Origin of the sequence: Blautia coccoides, from assembly GCF_034355335.1 — a bacterium.
Taxonomy (GTDB): domain Bacteria; phylum Bacillota; class Clostridia; order Lachnospirales; family Lachnospiraceae; genus Blautia; species Blautia producta.
Genome location: NZ_CP136422.1, coordinates 6,023,855 through 6,044,047, shown reverse-complemented (window position 1 = coordinate 6,044,047; position 20,193 = coordinate 6,023,855). Strand labels below are relative to the sequence as shown.

Genomic DNA, 20,193 nt, shown 5'->3' with positions numbered 1-20,193 from the left:
GTATGAAAAAGTACATGGGGTACGAATTTGGAAGATTTATGATTCTGAATTTAAAGAGGGACGACCTGCTGCTTGAAACGATTGAAAAGGAACTAAAAAGGAGCGGGATAAAAAACGCGCTTTTGACAAGCGCCATCGGTTCCCTGCAGAAAGTAGTGCTGCATCGTGTCGTGGGGACAGGAAGAGAGCCGGAAGATGAATTTGTGACATTGGAAAAGCCAATGGAGTTGGCATCATTACAGGGAATGGTGTTGGACGGAAAAGCACATTTTCATATGGTGGTCTCTGATGTGGAAAAATCCTATACAGGGCATCTGGAGCCTGGGACAAAGGTGCTTTATCTTGGAGAAGTATCCCTGGTTGAACTGAAAGGAGTATCACTCACCAGAGAAAAGAATGAAGACAATATCGGGATGATAGTGGAAAAGGAGGAGGAAAATTAGATGAGAAAAAGATTCTTAAAGAAAATGTATGCGGTATCAATGATAGGAATACTGGCAGCATCAACTATGCTGGCAGGATGCGGGGATTCTTCATCGGAAAAAGGATCAGAGGAAAAGACATCTGAAAGCAACAAAGATTCAGGAGATCAGATTGAGATCAAACTCTCAACAACGTGGACACAGGGTTCTGTAGCGCAGGACAACATAGCAGAATTAATAGCGGATTTTGAAAAAGAACATCCCAATGTGAAAATCGAACATGATGCACTTTCCACAGGAGATCTCCGTACCAAGCTGACCGTTCAGGCAGCCTCAGGAGATATGCCGGACGTTTCCTGGTGTCCCCAGAGTTATGCCCGAGAGTTTATTAAAGACGGCCTTATCATTGACTGGGCAGACATTGTAGAAGAAGATCCTGACTGGCACCAGTGGTTCGCAGATCCTGTTCTCGAAGCGCTGACAGAGACTGACGGCAAGATTCTGCTGGCACCTCTGGAGGCAAGTATTGATGGACTTTACTATAACAAGGCCATGTTCGATGAACACGGATGGACAGCTCCCAAGACATGGGATGAATTTATGGCCCTGATCCCTCAGATCAAGGAAGCCGGGATTACCCCGCTTGTCACCGGGGGTAAAGACAGCAGATTTGCCTGGATGGCTTCCGCATTTCTTGTGAGAAGCGGCGGCCTGGACAATTTCAGGAGTCTCTGCTACGGGGATGACTTAACAAACTGGAACGACGAATCTACAGGATTCCCCACAGCAGTCGCGAAGTTCAAAGAGATGGTTGACGCGGGCGCGTTTCCCAACGGCGTGATGGGAATGAGTGCCACAGAGGCAGATCAGATGTTTGCCAATGAAGAGGCAGCTATGTATTACGAGGGAGCCTGGAAGGTTGGTAACTTTGAGAGTGCCGGCGGCCCGGAATTTCTTGAAAAGCTTGACAGACTTGACTGGCCTGTTATGACTGACTGTGCAGATGGCAATCCTGACACAAGAGTGGGCGGATGCTTTATCGGCGTGATGGTAAAGGCAGGAAACGATGCGGAAAAGGAAAAACTGTGTGTTGAACTTGCAAAAGCTATCTGTTCTCCTGATTTCGGAATCCCGCTTATGGAAGAGGGCGGTCAGGTATATCCTGGCGTGGCTGAATATGACCGCACCACCTGTTCAGAAATCATGAATAAAATGATAGAAGCATTCCATGCGGCTGACAGTTATATTCCTTCCATGGATGGTATTGCCCCTCCGGCAGTTGACCTCGCTATCAAACAGACAGCTTTTCCGGGTATCATAACCGGAGAATTAGATGTGCAGCAGGCAGTTGATGAAGTGCAGAAAGCGGCTGAGGATTATGCGGCATCATTAAAAAATCAGTGATCACTAAAAGTAGTTGACATTATTTCATGAGTACCGGCTGTCTCACAGCAGCCGGTATTCAGGAGAAGGGTTGTAAAAATGATTGGAAAAAAGAAAAAAGATAATTTTAAGCAGGACAGTGTAACAGTGATCAAAAATCCAAAAACAAAAACGTTAGTGTATTTGGCTTTGACGATCGCAGCAGTTCTTGTGGTTTTACCTCTTATGTGGTTATTTTTTACATCCTTTAAATCACGTGTAGACCTTGCGAAAAATACATGGGGCTTGCCAAAGGTCTGGGAATTTTCAAATTACATGATAGCCTGGACAGGATCGAAGATTCCTCTTTATATGCTGAGCAGTGTCAGGGCAACTGCAGTTGCAGTTATACTCACGATCATTTTATCCACACCGGTCAGTTATGTTTTGTCCAGGTTTAAGTTTAAAGGAAAAAAGATATTATATATGTTTTTTATTGCCGGAATGATGATTCCTATTCACTCTACGGTAATTCCGATCTATACCATGGTTGGAAATATGAACATGAATAACAGTCTGGAGGTTCTGGGACTGGTTTATGGAGCTTTCAGGGTTCCCATATCAATATTTATACTGGAAGGTTTTATGTCTGCGCTGCCCAGGGAACTGGAAGAATGTGCGATCATTGACGGCTGTTCCACTGCGAATATATTTTTCAAAATCATAGCTCCTCTTTCTAAGGACGGAGTGGTGACAATCTCGATATTGACTGTGCTGTCCTCATGGAATGAATTGTTGATCTCCATGCTGCTGATCAGTGACCCGTCTAAAAAGACATTGCCCAATGGCTTGATGGGATTTATCACAGAGTATAACTCGGAATATACACAGTTGGCAGCGGGAATCATGATCTCGATCATACCGGCCATTTTATTCTATGCATTTGCACAGGAGAAAATTGAAAAGGGTATGATCGCAGGCGCTATTAAAGGATAGGACGGGGGAGAGCAAAATGAAGATTACAAAGAAAAGTAAATTGACGGTTATCTTATTCGTCTTACCGGCCTTGATCGTCTATCTCATATGGGTCATATATCCCATTATCAACGCAATGTGGATGAGCATGCTGAAATCAGATACACTGCACAGCAGCCATTTTGTGGGGTTTGAAAATTATATAAGTGTATTCAAATCAACACTTTTCTGGAAATCCATGAGAATTTCACTTATATTTATTGTCTTGACCACAACGTTCCAGGTGATCCTTGGTTTCTTATATGGATATCTGGTTTATCTGCAGCCTAAAGGGTATCGGATTTATAAAATTTTGCTGTTCGTACCTAATGTTCTTCCTTCTGTTGCGGCAGGATTTATATGGAGTTATATATACAGTCCCAGTATGGGTATATTAAAGCCTTTAATGGAAGCCATTGGACTGGGGCAATATTACATATCGCCCATTGCGGACCCGAAGCTTGCGCTGGTGGCAGTGGTATTTGCACAGATATGGAGTGGATTAGGAGTACAGGTCATACTCTTTAATTCAGGATTCATGAATATACCATCAGAAGTGATCGAAAGTGCGAAACTGGATGGAGCAACAGGTTGGAAAATGATAAAAACCATGGTAATTCCCATGTCCTGGGATATCACCAAGATGGTCATTATCTTACAGACCATCGGAGCACTGCGTTCCTTTGACCTGATCTATGTTATGACAGCCGGCGGACCGAATCATTCCACAGAGGTTCTTCCAATGCATCTGTTTGTAAATGCATTCCAGAACTTCAATCTTGGATATGGCAATGTAATAGCAGTCATATTGTTTGTACTAGCTATGATAATCACAGTTTTTATGAGAAAAGTAATGGAACGGGATAGTTTATATTAAAAAATAATAGTATACGGAGGAAATTAAAATGATGACAGATACAGAATTGATCAAGGAGCTTAGAAAATACAGATGCGCGGACCTCTGCGATGGCATGGATGCCATTGGTTTGGTGGACAAAGGAACCATGAATGAGGCCATGCGGCCTCTCAGAGATGGGATTGAATTTAAAGGGTTTGCCTACACGATCAAGCTGCTTCCGAAATCCGATGCTGTAAAGGTATGTAAGACACCGGAGGAGTGGAGAGAGGAATTAGGAAAAGAGTGTAATAAAATCTATAATTTTGTGGGAGAGATCACTCCGGAACGTGCAAAGGATACGGTTATCGTTGTGGATATGGAAGGTGTCAGAGGTGGGCTTTGGGGCTCGGAAATCGCTATGACTATGATGGAACGCGGTATTGAAGGCGTGGTTCTGGACGGAGGATGCAGAGACTCTTATGAGACAAATCTTGAAAAGGCACCGGTATTCTGTACAAAAAGAACGTTTACCCATGCATATGGAAGAGTAGAACCGGGGGCATTGAACATTCCGGTCAACTGTGCAGGTGTAACCGTGAAGCCGGGCGATATTGTATGCGCAGATGACGATGGTGTTCTGGTGATCCCCAGAGAACGCGCAGAAGAGGTTATTATGTTTGCAAAAATGCAGTTGGAGGACGATATTGCTGTCCGTACAGAGCATTATGACAATTTAGGATTTGAGCATGATGAAACACTTAACAGAATGAAATAATGTCTTTGAAGAATAGGGAAACCTTAACTTGCGGCTTGTATATACAGGCCGCATATCTTCTTAAGAGCACAGGATCCAGGTAATACAGGAGGCAGTATAGCATGAAATACGGGATATGTCTTACACCCATCTATCCGGCAGCTATCAATGATATTACGGTAATGTCGCAGGTTATTGAGAAGACAAAAAATCAGAAAGTGTTTAATTGTGCAGAGATATATTTTGAAGGTTCCAAAGAAGAGGAGAACACCATCCGTAAGATGTCAGAGGATACCGGTCTGGATACAGTGTATCTGGGGGGACTGCCTATAAAGAGAGATGGTATCGATATATCATCAGGAGATGAGGCAGAACGGAAAAAAAGCGTGGATAAGTGCAAAGGCCACATTGACCATGCAGTCCGTATGGGATGTGTCAGAATAGTGGTCGCCAGCGGTCCTGACTGGAAAGGTGATAAGGATAAAAAATGTATTGCGGAGCAGATGCGAAAGTCTCTGGAGGAACTTGACATTTACTGTCGGGGAAGCCGTCTGGAAGTTTCTGTGGAACCATTCCCAGTGAGGACAGATCCGTATCTGGCAGTTGGAGAGACAAAACTGGTGCAGGATATTTTTAAAGACAGCAGTTTCCGCAATGTGGGAATCACCTTTGATACCAGCCATTTTTCTCAATTAGGAGAGGATATAGAGGAAAGTTTTCAGTCACTGAAGCCGTGGATACATCACATGCATTTGGCTAATTGTGTGATGAGGGATAAAACAAGCCCTCTGTACGGAGACAAGCATCCTGCATTTTCACAAAAAGACGGTGATTTCAGTATAGAGACCATCCATGACTTCTATCAGAGAATGAAGTCAAAAGGGGCACTTAAGGAAGTTGATATCTGTTCTCTTGAGATTGTAAGCAGGGGAAATGAGAACCGATATTATGATGAGGCCTGCAGGGAAGCAAAAATGATCTGGGAATTATAGGAGGAATATTGTATGGGGAATGGAGAGATCCATTTGTGGGAAACGTTTGAGATCGTACTGTACGCTGAGGGTAAATATGAGAATCATTATACAGACGTCTGTGTATGGGCGCATCTGAAGGGGCCGGATTTTGATAAGAAGTGTTTTGGCTTCTGGGATGGGGATAATGTATTCAGGATCAGAGTGACAGCGGTCCGCCCGGGGCTTTGGACATACACAACAGGGGCAAACGTAGAAGATAAAGGTCTTGTGGGAGTGACGGGAGCATTTGTGGGTATTCCTTGGACTGAGGAAGAGAAACAAGAGGTACAGACACGCAGAGGTATCATAAGAGCCAGTAAAAACGGACATGCCATGCAGTATGCAGACGGAACACCCTTTGTAATGGTAGGAGATACCTGGTGGGGATTGGCAACATACAGATATCCCTGGGATGAGAGTGAAACTGAGCATCCGATCGGCAGCAGCATGAGTATAAAAGATATGGCTAGGCAGAGGATCCGCCAGGGATTTAATACTGTTGGCATGATCGCGTCTTTCCCTACCTGGGCTGATGACGGTGAAGATGCATGGATCATGTTGGATGACGGACATGAAACAGCAGTTAGAAACGCATGGACTGTAGATGGTTCATCCAGACAGGGAGTCAGAAAAGATACAGCACCCTGTAAAGCTATGCATAATGAAGGCGGAAGGCCATTCTTTTTCCCGGGTAAGGTAGAAGGTTATGAAGAGATTGTTCCTGATTATGACAGGATCAACCCGGAATATTTCAAGGTACTGGATAAAAAGATTGACTGGCTGAACAGGCACGGCATTACAGTGTTTATCGAAGCAATACGCCGTGACTGCTCAAAAACCTGGAAATATTATTACGACTGGCCTATGGTTTATACCAGGTATATTCAGTATATATTTGCGCGTTACCAGGTAAACAACTGTATTTTCAGCCCTATCCATTTTGATATCAAGATGAATACCATAGACAGCCGTGAATTCAATGAACCCATTGATCTGCTGATAGATACTTACGGCAGGCCGCCTTTCGGAACCCTGATGGGAACCAATCCTTCCCCCAGTACCCTGATCAATTACGGAGGCCCAAAAGAGCAGCACTGGCTGACACTTCATCAGACCGGAAATTGGCGTGAACATGAACACTACTGGTATCTCACGGATATCTTCCACGCTTCTCCTGCCTGTCCGGCAGTCAACGGTGAACCTTATTATTCCGGTTACCCGGAATCCTCCATGAAAATAGATGAAAACGGAAATACCGTTACAGAGTTAGGCACCCTCACAGCCGACAGTGAGGAAGACCATTTAAACTGCCGATCCGGGTATTACGGAAGTGTTTTGAGCGGTGCTTATGGGGGTGTTCTGGCCGGATTTGAAGGCGGATGGGGAGCCAATATTGAAGAGGGCAATCTCTATAATATCTGGGATACCATGACTTTCCCGGTGAGTTACCAGGTGAAATATGTGCGAGATTTCCTCTTGTCTGAGGGCAGCAGATATACGGAACTGATTCCCAATGCTGAATTGGTGACACCCAATAAAGCAGGAGATCCTTACGGGTATAGAGGCTGGGCTTTTGCTTCTGCCACCGAGAAAAGGGATCTGATCCTGGGATATGTGGAAAGGGATTGTCCAAGAGTCGCGGTACGGGGACTGCGCCCATATGAAAAATATGATTTTATATGGTTTGATCCCTGTGACGGAACCTGGAGCGGAAGTACAAAATTAAGTGTCAGTGCGGTAGGTATGATCCATTTACCGGAGTATCCGGGCAGGCAGGACTGGGCATTTAAATTAAAGAAAATACAGGAGCCATACAGGATCGATACTTCCGAGAACCCCAAATCATCACTGGAGGAATATAGAAGGCAGAAAGTGCGGAAAGGGTAATGATATGCAGAGAATATTAAACGACCCGGATAACATAGTAGACGAAATGCTGCAGGGATTTTTCAAAGCGCACTGTGATCTTGTGGAGAGAACATCAAATCCGCGTGTGGTAAAGGCAAAAAATATTCCAAGGGATAAAGTAGGCGTGGTGACCGGCGGCGGTTCCGGGCATAAGCCTGCATTTGTGGGATATGTGGGGAAAAACTTATGTGATGCAGCGGCCGTGGGCGAAATTTTTTCTTCTCCGACGCCAGGTGCATTTCTGGATGCCATGAAATGTGCTGACCAGGGAAAAGGTGTTGTCTGTCTGTACGGCAATTATTCAGGCGACAATATGAATGTAAAGATGGCGGTCAAAATGGCAGAAAAGCAGGGAATCAAAGTCAGGACCGTAATTGCCAATGACGATGTGGCATCAGCTCCAAAGGAACAGCGGGAAAAAAGGCGTGGTGTTGCAGGCGAGATCCTCATGTGGAAGGCGGCTGGTGCAAAAGCGGCACAGGGGGCAGATTTGGACCAGGTTGCGGCGACAGCGCAGAAAGCTATCGACAATACCAGATCGGTTGGTGTGGGGCTGAAACCATGCGTTCTGCCTGCAATCGGACATCCGGGGTTTGAGATAGAAGAGGGGACCATGGAGCTTGGGATCGGTCATCACGGGGAACCGGGAGTGGCAGTGGTGCCAATGGAAACAGCCGATAAACTGGCAGAAAGAATGCTGGACATGATACTTGCGGATCATCCGTATAAGGCAGGAGATGAGGCAGCGGTCCTTTTGTCCGGGCTTGGCGCTACACCGGTTATGGAATTGTATGTTCTTTATAATGAGGTGGAAAAGCAGCTGACTGAAAAGGGAATTGGTGTTTATCGGGCATATGTGGGGAATTATTTTACATCACTGGATATGGCAGGAGCCACTTTGTCACTGATGAAGACAGACGATGAACTGAAGGAACTGCTTGCCATGCCTGCATACAGTATGGGATGGAAGTAGAAGATCAGGGACACACCTGGGGATATGAGGACATAGGGTAAACGGCATATGGATATACATGATGGAGGTATATTATGCAGGCATTTAAAAACACAGAAGGAAAATCCATTTTGTTGAGAATGGTTCAGGTGATCCAGGAGAATAAGGAGTATCTTGGCCAGATAGATGGAGTCATTGGAGACGGTGACCACGGAGCGAATATGAACAAAGGCTTTACTATGTTCTTAAATCAGTATAAAGACGTGGATTACAGTTTTACGGAAGGGCTTTATCACCTGGGTATGGTTCTGCTCAACGGGATAGGAGGATCAATGGGTCCTATCTACGGAACCATTTTCATGGCAATGTCAGAAGCGGCAGACGGTAAGGACGTGATAGGACTCAGTGAGTTATCCCAAATGCTGAAAGCTGCGGAAGAAGAACTTTTTACAATTGTGGATGCCCGAAAAGGGGACAAGACTTTAGTGGACAGTTTATCTCCTGCAATAGATGCGGTGCAGCAGGCGGCAGCGGCTGAAGCGGACTTTAGATCAGCACTGGATGCCATGTGCGCTGCGTCCGGGCAGGGGAAAGAACGTACCAGAGACTTGACCGCCAGGTATGGAAGAGCATCCCGTCTCGGGGAGCGTTCCAGAGGTGTGCTGGATGCCGGCGCTGTATCCTGTGATCTTCTTTTAAATGCAATGGCCCAAGGAATAGGGGAATTGCTGTGAGACAGAAATGAGGTAAGATATGAAAATTGCGATTGGCTGTGATCCCAATGCGGAGGAAGCCAAGAAGAGACTGATAGATTATATTACCAGGGAGGGACTGGGCACAGTGACTGACTTTGGCAGTACAGATGCGGTGTACGCTCACGTGGCTTTTTCAGTTGCCAGGGCAGTGGCAGATAAGGAATATGACAGAGGAATCCTGCTCTGCGGCACAGGGATCGGAATGTCTATTGCGGCAAATAAGGTAAAAGGCGCATATGCCGCATTGGTGTCAGATACATATTCGGCAAAAAGGTCACGGCTGTCAAATGATGCAAATATACTCTGCATGGGGGCTTTTACCATTGGTGATAAAGTGCGGGAAGAGCTGACAACAGTGTTTATACAAAATGATTTTATTTCAGGAAGTTCTTCACAGGTTAAAGTAGACGCGTATAAGGAATACGATGCAGAAAGATAGTGTTATATGAAAATTGTTAAAAAGGTAATAGATCATATTGAAAAGTGTTATGCAGTTACAGAATTTGAGTATGACGGAAAAAGGCATCTACTCTGCTGTGCGGAAGGTAAAGGTCCATGCCGCGCATATGATTTACAGGGAAATCCGGAAGAAACACTTTGGAACGGACCGGGAGGTGTCATGACACTGGCACAGTTTCCTGAAGGGGACGAACCTGTTCTTCTGGCGACACAGGGATTTTTTTCTCCGGATGATGCGTCAGATGCAGAGCTTGTATATTATTACAGGAGAAATGAGCGGTGGCACTGCAAAACATTGTGCCGGCTGCCGTTTCTTCACCGATTCGGGATCGTGTGCAGCCGGGGGAAAAAGTATATTGTTGCGGCAACTTTAAAATCGGCGAATGCATTCAGTGGAGACTGGACTTGCCCCGGCAGAGTATGGGCAGCAGAGCTGCCGAAGAATATCCTGCAGTATGACAGCGGTCATCCGTTGAAGTTTCAGCCTGTTCTGAATGGACTGTATAAAAATCATGGTTTTAGTATAAACAGGGATGAAGAAAACAGTTATGCAGTGATCGGAACAGAAAATGGAGTGTATACTGTTTATCCGCCCAAAGATCCAAAGGAGCAATGGAAATGCAAGCTGATCCTGAAAGAACCCGCCAGTGACGTCTTATACCGTGACCTGGATCACGATGGGGAAAAAGAATTGATCATTTTATCTCCCTTTCACGGTGAGAATATCAAGATTTTTAAGAAAAATGAAAAAAATGAATTTGTTCAGGTATATGAGCGGGAGAAGAAGATGCCCTTTTCTCATGCGATATGGGGTGATGCCATAGATGGGCATGAACATGTATTTATCGGCGGAAGAGAAGGGGATAGAGAACTGATAGCACTTTATTACGACATGGAAAAAGAAGAATATAAGGAGTTCCGGGTGGATGCAGGCGCCGGAGCAGCCAATTGCATGTTGTTTCAGGTAGACGTACAGAGCAGGCTGATCTGTGCAAATCGTGAGACAGATGAAGTGGCAGTCTATTCTTTTGGATCTGATGACAGTCTGGGATAAAAAGGGAAAGTGAGGATGAGGTTATGAAGGCAATTTTAAAAGATAAAAGGGAAGCAGGATTTACACTGGCAGATATACCGGTTCCGGAAATCGGAAGAAATGAAGTTTTGATAAAAGTGGAGGCATCTGCCCTCTGCAGATCAGATGTGGACGTATATGAATGGACACCTCTGGTAGAGAAGGCGAACTATGACCTGCCTTTTGTTATGGGGCATGAGTTTGCAGGTACTATAGTAAAGACAGGAGAAGACGTACAGGGATATGAGCCGGGCGACAGAGTGGCCGGGGAGACACATATCCCATGTGGTTACTGTGAGACCTGCAGGACAGGAAACCAACATATCTGCGGCAATCACATGGGAGTTTTGGGAAGAACGGTGGACGGATGCTTTGCAGAATATATTGCGCTGCATCAAAAAGCGCTGATCAGACTTCCTGAGAATCTTTCTTTCCAGGAGGGCGCTATATTAGAGCCTTTTGCCACAGCAATGCATGCGGTCTCGAAAGCAAACCCATCCGGCAGATCCCTGCTGATCGCAGGTACGGGAACTATTGGGCAGATGGCAGTGGAAATCGCCAAATATCTGGGCTGTACAAAATTGTTTGCAGTGGACATCAGCGACACGAAGCTGCAGGAGAGCAGAAAACGGGGGGCGGATGTGACCATTAACGGTATGAAAGAAGACCTGGTTGAGATCGTTAAACGTGAAACAGACGGATACGGAGTAGATGCAGTCATTGATTTTACAGGAAATGAGAGAGTTATCAACCAGGAGGTGGAAGCCGTTAAGATCGCGGGAACCATCGTACATGTGGGAATGGTGGAAAAACCCCTGACATATAGGAATTTTATGTACGGCGTTGTCTATAAGGAACTTATCGTTACCGGAATCTTCGGAAGACGCATGTATGAGACATGGACAGAAGTTATGAATATTCTAAAAACAGGAAAGATCGATCTCAGATCATTTGTTGCCAAAGAAATGAAGCTGGAAGATTTCCAGGAAGCAAATAGAGAGTTTCCAAACGTTTCTGGCAGAATTGTTTTTCAACATGAATAGGGTCATGACATAAGAGATTGTAGCGAAAGGAAGAAGATATGGAATATAAAAAGAGGAAGGAAACCATGGATGGTAATACTGCCGCGGCTATGGCTTCATACCATTTTACAGAAGTGGCAGCTATCTATCCCATCACACCTTCATCCCCCATGGCAGAAGCAGTGGACAAATGGGCTGCAGAGGGGAAGAAAAATATCTTTGGAAAAACAGTAAAATTGATGGAGATGCAGTCAGAAGGAGGAGCAGCAGGAGCACTTCATGGAAGCCTGCAGTCAGGTGCACTGTCCACTACCTATACTTCTTCCCAGGGGCTGCTGCTTATGATACCCAACCTGTATAAGATCGCAGGTGAGCTGCTGCCGGGAGTTCTGCATGTGAGTGCAAGATCACTGGCTTCTAATGCACTGAGTATCTTTGGGGACCATCAGGATGTTATGAGTATCCGCCAGACAGGGACAGCCCTGTTGGCATCAGGAAGTGTACAGGAATGCATGGATTTGGGCTGCACAGCCCATCTGTGTGCCATCAAGTCAAGAATTCCCTTCGTACATTTTTTTGACGGTTTCAGAACATCACATGAGATACAGAAAATAGAGGTGATCGGATCACAGGAGATCAGACAGCTTGTGGACTGGGATGCTGTTTCAGCCTTCCGTGACAGAGCGCTGAACCCGGAACATCCAGTCCTCCGCGGAACCACACAGAACCCTGATATCTTCTTCCAGGAAAGGGAAGCCGTGAACAGATTTTATCTGAACCTGCCGGAAATAGTACAGGAATATATGGACAAGGTTAAAGATCTTACAGGGAGACCATATCATCTCTTTGATTATTACGGGGCAGAGAAACCGTCAGTGGTGATCGTCTCTATGGGTTCCTCCTGCGAGGTGATCAAGGAAACCCTCGATCATCTCAATAGAAAAGAGGATAAGTACGGTCTTGTCCAGGTTCGTCTGTTCCGTCCGTTCTCAAAAGCGGCATTTTTGAAAGCTTTCCCGGAGAGTACAGAGAAAATCGTGGTGCTTGACCGGACAAAAGAACCCGGAGCTAACGGAGAACCGCTGTACCAGGAAGTGCGCGCGGCATTTTACGGCGAGGACAGACATCCTGAGATCATAGGCGGCCGCTATGGTCTTGCGTCTAAGGATTTCACACCCGGAGATGTGGCGGCTATACTGGAAAACGCGGAGAGTGACAGGCCGCTGAATGGATTTACCGTGGGGATCAGGGATGATGTTACATACCTGTCACTGCCGGTCAAAGAAGATTTTCCGGATACCGCGCCGGAGGGGACTGTAAACTGTAAATTCTGGGGACTGGGTTCAGACGGAACGGTAAGCGCCAATAAATCCGCAATAAAAATCATAGGCGATCATACAGAAAAACAAGTACAGGCCTATTTTGCATATGATTCCAAAAAATCAGGGGGAATCACCATATCCCATCTGCGTTTCGGGGACAAGCCGATCCGCTCTTCCTACCTGGTAAGCCACGGAGATTATATTGCCTGTCACAATCAGGCTTATGTGACACAGTATGACCTGCTGGACGGTATAAAGGAAAATGGAATATTTCTGCTTAACTGTATCTGGGATGACCGGGAAGTGAACAGCCGGCTGCCGGAAAACCTGAAGAGGATCATTCTGGAAAAAAGTATTCGTTTTTATACCATAGATGCCGTACATATTGCAGAGAAGATTGGACTTGGCAGACGTATCAACATGATCATGCAGACAGCATTCTTTGCACTGACACAGATCATTCCTGTGGAAAAAGCCGTGGAATATCTGAAAGCTGAAGTTAAGAAAAATTACGGGCACCAGGGTCAGAAAGTGATAGATATGAACTTTGATGCCATTGAAGAAGCACTGAAACATATCCATAAGGTGGACTTAAGGTTACTGTGCCGGGAGAGCGGGGAAGAACGAAAACAGGAAATCTGTACGGGCGACGCGGATACAGACTTTTTTGTAAATAACATTATGGTTCCCATGAACCGGCAGAAGGGTGATAACCTGCCTGTCAGTGTATTCAGCGGCAGAGAAGACGGGACCTTCCCTACCGGTACAACCCGGTATGAAAAACGCGGAATTGCGCTGATGGTCCCTGAGTGGGATGCGGATGCGTGTATTCAGTGTAATCAATGTTCGCTGGTATGTCCTCATGGCGTATTCCGTCCAAGGCTGCTGACTAAAAAAGAGCTTGAACAGGTACCGGAGGGGATCAGGGAAAAAGCAAGGCCTGCAAAGGGTTATACAGATACCCTTTTTTATATGGGATTTTCACCTATGGACTGTACAGGATGCGGGAATTGTATTCACATATGTCCGGCAAAAGGAAAAGCTCTTGAGATGGTAAGCCTTAATAAGAGAGCAGAAGAAGAGACTAAAAACTGGAAGTGGATAGAAGAACACCCGGGGACATTAGAATCGCCAAAAGGCAGTTATAGTATAAAAGAGACACAGTTTTTGCCGGTTTATTTTGAATTTTCAGGGGCCTGCGCAGGATGTGGTGAGACACCCTATGCCAGACTGATCACGCAGCTCTTTGGGGACAGAATGATGATTTCCAACTCCGCGGGATGCGCTACAGTATGGGGCGGAAGTGCGCCGGCGGTTCCTTACAGGAAGGATGAAAGAGGGCATGGGCCTGCCTGGGGATTTTCACTTTTTGAGGACAATGCAGAGTATGGCCTTGGCATGTATCTGGGCTACCATGCCGTGAGAGAAGAGATTAGACAGAAACTGGAGATCCTGATAGAGAAATTGGAGGAACCGGGAAAAAACAGGCCAAGGCTGTATTGCGCTTTAAGTGAATATCTGGATGAGTTTCAAAATTCAAAAGAAACGAGAACCCGTGCGGATAAGCTGGAAAAACTGCTGCAAGACAATATGGATATTCCGGAGGCAAAGCAGATATATGACAGAAGGGACTATCTGATAAAGCGTTCTAACTGGATATTCGGCGGAGACGGCTGGGCATATGATATTGGTTATGGAGGCCTGGACCATGTACTTTCCACAGGCGCAGATATCAATATCATGGTATTTGATACAGAAGTTTACTCCAACACAGGAGGGCAGTCTTCTAAGTCCACACCAAAAGCAGCCACAGCAAAATTTGCGGCAGCAGGAAAGCGGAGGAAAAAGAAAGAGCTGGGCCTGATGGCAATGCAGTATGGAGATGTATATGTTGCCCAGATTGCATTGGGGGCTAGTCCTGTGCAGGCGTTAAGGGCAATCCAGGAAGCTGAAAATTATCCTGGACCGTCCCTGATCATCGGATATGCGCCGTGCATTAATCACGGGATCAAAGGCGGTATGGGACGTACGCAGGAGCAGCAGAAGCGTGCTGTGGAAGCGGGATACTGGAACCTGTACCGGTATGATCCAACAAAAAAAGAAGAGGGCTTAAATCCGTTTATGCTGGATTCCGGAGCACCCAGGGCAGAGTTCCGGCAGTTTCTTGAAAGTGAGGTGCGATTTTCATCTCTGAAAAAGAAAAATCCTGAGCTGGCGGAAGAATTGTTTGTCCAGGCAGAAGAGGACGCACTGGAGCGTTATAACAGATACAGGAAAATGAGTACGGAAGTTTAGCAGGAGGGAATCCTTATGCAGATAAAAGGAATCCAGATAGAGGCAAAAGACCAGGTGGTTACCCTTACGCAGCAGGCGGAGTCCGGTGACAGGGTGTGCTACATTTCAAAGGGAATACGCTGTGAGGTGACTGCTGGGGAAGAGATTCCGCAGTATCATAAAATGGCCTGTAAGCATATAAATAAAGGCGAAAAAGTGTATAAGTACGGGAATGAGATAGGAGAGGCAGTGGCAGAGATCAAGGCAGGAGAATGGGTGCATATGCATAATCTGAGAAGTACCTGCCTGGTGGAGCAGCCATAAGAGGATAGGGGGACAAATTTTATGAAAATTCAGGGATACCACAGACCGGACGGAAAATTTGGGATCAGAAACCACGTGCTGATCCTCCCCTGTTCTCTCTGTGCCAGCGAGACGGCCAGATTTGCATCAGAGAATGTGGAAGGAACTGTGTATCTGGCAAATCAGGGGGGATGTTCTCTGAGCAGACGTGACCTGAAAGTTACGTTGGAAACTTTATCCGGAATTGCCGCAAATCCCAATATTTACGGGACAGTTCTGGTGGGAAACGGCTGTGAGGTGGTACAGGCATCTCTGCTGGCTGAAAGGATCAGAGAAAAAACCTGTAAGCCGCTGGAAGTGCTGGTGATCCGGCAGGAGGGCGGCAGTTTAAATGCGGTGAAGCGAATTGTGGAGCTGGCGGGGAAGATGAGAGAAGAGGCGGACAGAGTGCCTCTGGTTGAAGAAGATATTTCACGTCTGATCCTGGGGACGGAATGCGGAGGCTCAGACCCTACTTCGGGGCTTGTATCCAATCCTGTTGTGGGGAAATGCAGTGATCTGATCATAAAAGAGGGCGGAACGGTCATTCTGTCGGAGACGCCGGAGCTGATAGGTGCAGAACAAATCCTGGCTTCCAGATGCAGAAACGAGGAGACAGCAGAGAAACTGTTAAAGACTATAAAAGCATTTGAGGAAGATTTTCTGAGGGTGGGGGAAAACCCAAGAAGCGGGAATCCTACGCCGGGGAATATAGCCGGCGGCATTACCACACTGGAGGAAAAATCCCTGGGATGTATCCACAAGGCCGGAAGCAGCATTATTCAGGAAGTAGTGGAATATGGAGAACCCATCAACGAAAACGGACTGATCGTTATGGATACACCGGGTCAGGATGTGGCGTCAATTGTGGGAATGGCAGCGGCAGGAGCACAGATGGTTGTATTTACAACAGGACATGGTACGCCTACGGGTTCCGGAATTGTGCCTGTGATCAAACTCACCGGAAACCCGGAGACAGCGCATTTGATGAAAGACAACATAGATTTTGACTGCAGTAGTGTACTGACAGAAGGGAAAGAGATTGCCCAGGCAGGGGAAGAACTGCTTGCAATGGTCCGCGATACAGCCCGCATGCATAAGACAAAAGCGGAAAAACTGGGATTTCAGGATGTTTCCATAGCCAGATACTGTAATTTTGCCTGATAGATCAAGAGAGAGGAGCTGTAAAGCATGGGTTTTATGACAGCGAAGGAATATATTGAAAGTTTAAGAAAAATGAAGACAGTGGTCTATCTGTTGGGAGAAAGAGTTGAAAACTTTGTTGACCATCCCATTATAAGACCGTCTGTCCATTCTGTGGCTATGACTTACACTCTGGCGCAAAATCCTGAATATAAAGATCTGATGACTGCTGTGTCCGGCCTGACTGGGGAGAGGGTAAGCCGTTTCTGCCATATCCACCAAAGTACGGAAGACTTGATAAATAAAGTAAAAATGCAGAGGCTTTTAGGACAGAAGACAGGTGCCTGCTTCCAGCGGTGTGTGGGAATGGATGCTTTTAATGCCATTTACTCCACCACATTCGAGGTGGACAAAAAATACGGAACAGACTACTTTAAAAAATTTTGCACTTACATGGAGTATGTACAGGAGAATGACCTGACAGTTGACGGAGCTATGACGGACCCCAAAGGTGACAGAGGACGTTCTCCCAGTCAGCAGGATGACCCGGATATGTATCTTCATATTGTGGAGAAGCGGGAGGACGGCATTGTAGTAACAGGGGCAAAGGCCCATCAGACAGGAGCTGTAAATTCCCATGAACAATTGATAATGCCCACAATCGCCATGAAGGAAGAGGATAAGGCATACGCGGTTTCTTTTGCTGTTCCTTCTGATGCGGAAGGCATCACTATGATATATGGCAGACAGTCCTGTGATACCAGAAAGCTGGAGAATACAGGGTGCATGGATTGCGGGAACTGTAAATTCGGCGGGCAGGAAGCGCTGGTGGTATTTGACAGAGTCTTTGTTCCCTGGGACAGAGTGTTCTTATGTGAGGAATATGAATTTGCAGGTGTTCTGGTAGAGCGCTTTGCAGGTTATCACAGACAGAGTTACGGCGGATGTAAAGCGGGGGTTGGAGATGTGCTTATCGGTGCTTCGGCAACGGCAGCAGATTATAACGGTGTGTCTAAGGCATCCCATATAAAGGACAAGCTCATTGAAATGATGCATTTGAATGAAACCTTATATTGCTGCGGAATCGCCTGTTCCGCAGAGGGAAGCCCTACACAGTCAGGCAATTACCAGATTGATAACCTGCTGGCTAATGTGTGTAAGCAGAATGTCACAAGATTTCCTTATGAGATTGCCAGACTGGCGGAGGATATTGCGGGAGGGCTGATGGTTACCATGCCATCGGAGAAGGATTTTGAATCCCCGGAAGTGGGGGAAATGTGCAGAAAATACTTTAAAGGAAATAGCCAGACGGATGTTATGGACCGCATGAAGATCCTGCGCCTAATAGAAAATATGACACTGGGAACCGCAGCGGTGGGGTATAGGACAGAGTCACTTCACGGAGCGGGAAGTCCCCAGGCACAGCGTATCATGATCGGTAGACAGGGAAAACTGGCAGAAAAGCAGAGACTGGCTAAAAGTATCGCAGGGATAAAGGAGTGAACTTTTATTCCTGCGATGGGAGAAGAGGATGAGAACTATGAAAGAGATTGTTCTGGCAGGTGCCTGCCGGACACCGATAGGAGTTTTAGGCGGAGCCTTGGCTTCTGTGCCGGCTGCTGATCTGGGCGCACTTGTCATCAGAGAAGCCTTAAAACGTTCCGGGATTCCGGCAAAAGAAGTAGACCAGGTATACCTGGGATGCGTGATTCAGGCAGGGCTTGGTCAGAATGTGGCCCGTCAGGCAGCGCTGAAAGCCGGGCTGCCTGTAGAGGTGCCGGCTGTGACCACAAATGTGGTGTGTGGTTCCGGTCTTAACTGTGTAAATCAGGCGGCGGAGATGATTCTGGCCGGTGATGCGGATGTAGTGATCGCAGGGGGAATGGAAAACATGTCCATGTCTCCTTATGCGGTACCCAACGGAAGATTCGGTTACCGTATGGGAAACGGCACTTTAGTAGATACCATGGTAAATGATGCTTTGACGGATGCGTTCCATCAGTATCATATGGGAATTACAGCAGAGAATGTGGCGGGAAAATGGGGACTGACCAGACGGGAACTGGATGAATTTGCTGCTTGGAGTCAGAGTAAAGCTGCCAATGCACAGGAAGAGGGAAGATTTGAAAGAGAGATCGTTCCGGTGACTGTAAAGAAGAAAAAGGAAACCATTCTGGTAAGCAGGGATGAGGGCATTCGTCCCGGAACCACAGCGGACAGTATTGCAAAGCTGCGTCCTGCATTTAAAGAAGGCGGTGTCGTGACGGCTGCAAATTCTTCAGGTATTAATGACGGTGCGGCGGCCCTTATTGTTATGAGCAGAGAAAAAGCCCATGAGCTGGGAGTCAGACCTATGGCAGTGTGGAAGGGGGGCTCTCTTGCAGGAGTAGATCCTTCGATTATGGGGATCGGACCGGTGGCAGCTACCAAAAAAATTATGGAAAAAACAGGATTTGAGATAGGGGATTTTGACTTGATCGAGGCAAACGAAGCGTTTGCGGCACAGTCTTTGGCAGTTGCCAGAGAACTGGGAATCCCGGATGGGAAACTGAACGTTAACGGCGGTGCGATCGCCCTTGGTCATCCGGTGGGGGCCTCAGGGTGCCGTATCCTGGTCACACTGCTCCACGAGATAGAGCGGAGAAATGTGAACACAGGGCTGGCAACCCTCTGCATCGGAGGCGGTATGGGATGCGCTGCAGTTGTAGAGAGAGTCTGAAGCTTCATGACAGGAAGTGAAAGCATGGAAATTATCAATATGAAATATATCAAATATGAAGAGAAAGACCAGTATGGACTCATAACCCTGTCCAGAGAAAAGGCGCTGAATGCATTAAACAGGGAACTGCTGGCGGAGCTGGATAATGTCCTGGATTATGTAAACCTAAGAACGGTGAGATGTCTGGTGATCACAGGGCAGGGAAAACGAGCTTTTGCAGCAGGTGCTGATATTGGTGAAATGAAGAATTTTACCAGAAAAGAGGCAAAAGCATTTGGTATGTTGGGAAATAAAATATTCAGAAAAGTGGAGACACTTCCCGTACCGGTCATTGCCGCTGTCAATGGATATGCCCTGGGCGGCGGGTGCGAACTGGCCATGAGCTGTGATGTGCGGCTGTGTTCAGATAATGCGGTGTTCGGGCAGCCGGAGGTCAGTCTTGGCATCACACCGGGATTCGGCGGGACCCAGCGTCTTGCGCGGCTGGTGGGTATTTCCGCGGCAAAACAGATGATTTACACTGCCTGCAGTATAAGTGCTGATGAGGCTTATAGAATAGGCCTTGTAAGCGCTGTGTATCCCGGTGCAAAACTTTTGGAGCAAGCAGTTAAAATGGCGGAACAGATAGCCGCAAATGCTCCCATTGCAGTTCGCGGATGTAAAAAAGCCATAAATCAAGGAATTGAAGCGGGGATGGAGCAGGCTGTTTCTTTGGAGGCAGAGGTATTCGGAGATTGCTTTGGCAGTCGTGACCAGTTGGAGGGAATGACAGCATTTCTGGAAAGAAGAAAGAGCAGCGGATTTCTTAACATGTAAAACAGA

General features: G+C 46.6%; 18 protein-coding genes. All 18 read left to right on the top strand.

Going from position 1 to position 20,193, the window contains the following annotated elements:
• Positions 1 to 2 precede the first annotated feature (2 nt).
• The 18 genes from BLCOC_RS27080 (at position 3) to BLCOC_RS26995 (ending at position 20,187) form a co-directional block, all read left to right on the top strand.
• A complete protein-coding gene (locus BLCOC_RS27080) occupies positions 3 to 443 on the top strand; it encodes a PPC domain-containing DNA-binding protein (RefSeq protein WP_029471045.1) in 441 nt (146 codons plus the stop codon).
• Positions 444 to 1,826 carry an ABC transporter substrate-binding protein gene (locus tag BLCOC_RS27075; protein WP_115623956.1) on the top strand — a complete coding sequence of 461 codons (1,383 nt, stop codon included), beginning with the start codon at positions 444 to 446 and terminating at the stop codon, positions 1,824 to 1,826.
• Positions 1,827 to 1,904: 78 nt separating this feature from the next.
• Positions 1,905 to 2,780 carry a carbohydrate ABC transporter permease gene (locus tag BLCOC_RS27070; RefSeq protein ID WP_018594767.1) on the top strand — a complete coding sequence of 292 codons (876 nt, stop codon included), beginning with the start codon at positions 1,905 to 1,907 and terminating at the stop codon, positions 2,778 to 2,780.
• 16 nt (positions 2,781 to 2,796) lie between these two features.
• Positions 2,797 to 3,675, top strand: a complete 879-nt coding sequence (locus tag BLCOC_RS27065; RefSeq protein WP_115623955.1) for a carbohydrate ABC transporter permease — start codon at positions 2,797 to 2,799, stop codon at positions 3,673 to 3,675.
• Between the two features lie 28 nt (positions 3,676 to 3,703).
• Entirely contained in the window at positions 3,704 to 4,411 is a 708-nt protein-coding gene (locus tag BLCOC_RS27060) for an RraA family protein (RefSeq protein ID WP_115623954.1), read from the top strand.
• Positions 4,412 to 4,512: 101 nt separating this feature from the next.
• Positions 4,513 to 5,382, top strand: coding sequence for a sugar phosphate isomerase/epimerase family protein (locus BLCOC_RS27055; protein ID WP_029471048.1), 870 nt, complete (start codon positions 4,513 to 4,515; stop codon positions 5,380 to 5,382).
• Positions 5,383 to 5,394: 12 nt separating this feature from the next.
• Entirely contained in the window at positions 5,395 to 7,290 is a 1,896-nt protein-coding gene (locus BLCOC_RS27050; protein ID WP_115623953.1) for a DUF5060 domain-containing protein, read from the top strand.
• Positions 7,291 to 7,294: 4 nt separating this feature from the next.
• On the top strand, positions 7,295 to 8,284 hold the full coding sequence (locus BLCOC_RS27045; RefSeq protein ID WP_115623952.1) for a dihydroxyacetone kinase subunit DhaK: 990 nt from the start codon (positions 7,295 to 7,297) through the stop codon (positions 8,282 to 8,284).
• 74 nt (positions 8,285 to 8,358) lie between these two features.
• Positions 8,359 to 8,997: a dihydroxyacetone kinase subunit DhaL gene (dhaL, locus tag BLCOC_RS27040; RefSeq protein ID WP_115623951.1), complete on the top strand. Its 639-nt coding sequence runs from the start codon at positions 8,359 to 8,361 to the stop codon at positions 8,995 to 8,997.
• Positions 8,998 to 9,016: 19 nt separating this feature from the next.
• Positions 9,017 to 9,457, top strand: coding sequence for an RpiB/LacA/LacB family sugar-phosphate isomerase (locus tag BLCOC_RS27035; protein WP_029471052.1), 441 nt, complete (start codon positions 9,017 to 9,019; stop codon positions 9,455 to 9,457).
• A 6-nt stretch (positions 9,458 to 9,463) separates the two neighbouring features.
• Positions 9,464 to 10,531 (top strand): hypothetical protein, encoded by a 1,068-nt coding sequence (locus BLCOC_RS27030; RefSeq protein WP_115623950.1) that lies wholly within the window; start codon positions 9,464 to 9,466, stop codon positions 10,529 to 10,531.
• A gap of 23 nt (positions 10,532 to 10,554) precedes the next feature.
• Positions 10,555 to 11,592 (top strand): alcohol dehydrogenase catalytic domain-containing protein, encoded by a 1,038-nt coding sequence (locus tag BLCOC_RS27025; protein ID WP_115623949.1) that lies wholly within the window; start codon positions 10,555 to 10,557, stop codon positions 11,590 to 11,592.
• Positions 11,593 to 11,630: 38 nt separating this feature from the next.
• Positions 11,631 to 15,188, top strand: coding sequence for a pyruvate:ferredoxin (flavodoxin) oxidoreductase (nifJ, locus tag BLCOC_RS27020; RefSeq protein WP_115623948.1), 3,558 nt, complete (start codon positions 11,631 to 11,633; stop codon positions 15,186 to 15,188).
• A gap of 15 nt (positions 15,189 to 15,203) precedes the next feature.
• Entirely contained in the window at positions 15,204 to 15,491 is a 288-nt protein-coding gene (locus BLCOC_RS27015) for a UxaA family hydrolase (RefSeq protein WP_018594756.1), read from the top strand.
• 21 nt (positions 15,492 to 15,512) lie between these two features.
• On the top strand, positions 15,513 to 16,673 hold the full coding sequence (locus tag BLCOC_RS27010; protein ID WP_029471055.1) for a UxaA family hydrolase: 1,161 nt from the start codon (positions 15,513 to 15,515) through the stop codon (positions 16,671 to 16,673).
• 27 nt (positions 16,674 to 16,700) lie between these two features.
• Positions 16,701 to 18,155 carry a 4-hydroxyphenylacetate 3-hydroxylase family protein gene (locus BLCOC_RS27005; RefSeq protein WP_115623947.1) on the top strand — a complete coding sequence of 485 codons (1,455 nt, stop codon included), beginning with the start codon at positions 16,701 to 16,703 and terminating at the stop codon, positions 18,153 to 18,155.
• A 37-nt stretch (positions 18,156 to 18,192) separates the two neighbouring features.
• Positions 18,193 to 19,371: an acetyl-CoA C-acetyltransferase gene (locus BLCOC_RS27000; RefSeq protein WP_115623946.1), complete on the top strand. Its 1,179-nt coding sequence runs from the start codon at positions 18,193 to 18,195 to the stop codon at positions 19,369 to 19,371.
• Positions 19,372 to 19,410: 39 nt separating this feature from the next.
• A complete protein-coding gene (locus BLCOC_RS26995; protein WP_115625505.1) occupies positions 19,411 to 20,187 on the top strand; it encodes an enoyl-CoA hydratase-related protein in 777 nt (258 codons plus the stop codon).
• The last annotated feature ends 6 nt before the right edge of the window (positions 20,188 to 20,193 follow it).

What these genes read in the sequence shown, in the direction of transcription:
- BLCOC_RS27080 (WP_029471045.1), top strand. Translation starts at nt 3, where the DNA reads ATGAAAAAGTACATGGGGTACGAATTTGGAAGATTTATGATTCTGAAT.
- BLCOC_RS27075 (WP_115623956.1), top strand. Translation starts at nt 444, where the DNA reads ATGAGAAAAAGATTCTTAAAGAAAATGTATGCGGTATCAATGATAGGA.
- BLCOC_RS27070 (WP_018594767.1), top strand. Translation starts at nt 1,905, where the DNA reads ATGATTGGAAAAAAGAAAAAAGATAATTTTAAGCAGGACAGTGTAACA.
- BLCOC_RS27065 (WP_115623955.1), top strand. Translation starts at nt 2,797, where the DNA reads ATGAAGATTACAAAGAAAAGTAAATTGACGGTTATCTTATTCGTCTTA.
- BLCOC_RS27060 (WP_115623954.1), top strand. Translation starts at nt 3,704, where the DNA reads ATGATGACAGATACAGAATTGATCAAGGAGCTTAGAAAATACAGATGC.
- BLCOC_RS27055 (WP_029471048.1), top strand. Translation starts at nt 4,513, where the DNA reads ATGAAATACGGGATATGTCTTACACCCATCTATCCGGCAGCTATCAAT.
- BLCOC_RS27050 (WP_115623953.1), top strand. Translation starts at nt 5,395, where the DNA reads ATGGGGAATGGAGAGATCCATTTGTGGGAAACGTTTGAGATCGTACTG.
- BLCOC_RS27045 (WP_115623952.1), top strand. Translation starts at nt 7,295, where the DNA reads ATGCAGAGAATATTAAACGACCCGGATAACATAGTAGACGAAATGCTG.
- dhaL (WP_115623951.1), top strand. Translation starts at nt 8,359, where the DNA reads ATGCAGGCATTTAAAAACACAGAAGGAAAATCCATTTTGTTGAGAATG.
- BLCOC_RS27035 (WP_029471052.1), top strand. Translation starts at nt 9,017, where the DNA reads ATGAAAATTGCGATTGGCTGTGATCCCAATGCGGAGGAAGCCAAGAAG.
- BLCOC_RS27030 (WP_115623950.1), top strand. Translation starts at nt 9,464, where the DNA reads ATGAAAATTGTTAAAAAGGTAATAGATCATATTGAAAAGTGTTATGCA.
- BLCOC_RS27025 (WP_115623949.1), top strand. Translation starts at nt 10,555, where the DNA reads ATGAAGGCAATTTTAAAAGATAAAAGGGAAGCAGGATTTACACTGGCA.
- nifJ (WP_115623948.1), top strand. Translation starts at nt 11,631, where the DNA reads ATGGAATATAAAAAGAGGAAGGAAACCATGGATGGTAATACTGCCGCG.
- BLCOC_RS27015 (WP_018594756.1), top strand. Translation starts at nt 15,204, where the DNA reads ATGCAGATAAAAGGAATCCAGATAGAGGCAAAAGACCAGGTGGTTACC.
- BLCOC_RS27010 (WP_029471055.1), top strand. Translation starts at nt 15,513, where the DNA reads ATGAAAATTCAGGGATACCACAGACCGGACGGAAAATTTGGGATCAGA.
- BLCOC_RS27005 (WP_115623947.1), top strand. Translation starts at nt 16,701, where the DNA reads ATGGGTTTTATGACAGCGAAGGAATATATTGAAAGTTTAAGAAAAATG.
- BLCOC_RS27000 (WP_115623946.1), top strand. Translation starts at nt 18,193, where the DNA reads ATGAAAGAGATTGTTCTGGCAGGTGCCTGCCGGACACCGATAGGAGTT.
- BLCOC_RS26995 (WP_115625505.1), top strand. Translation starts at nt 19,411, where the DNA reads ATGAAATATATCAAATATGAAGAGAAAGACCAGTATGGACTCATAACC.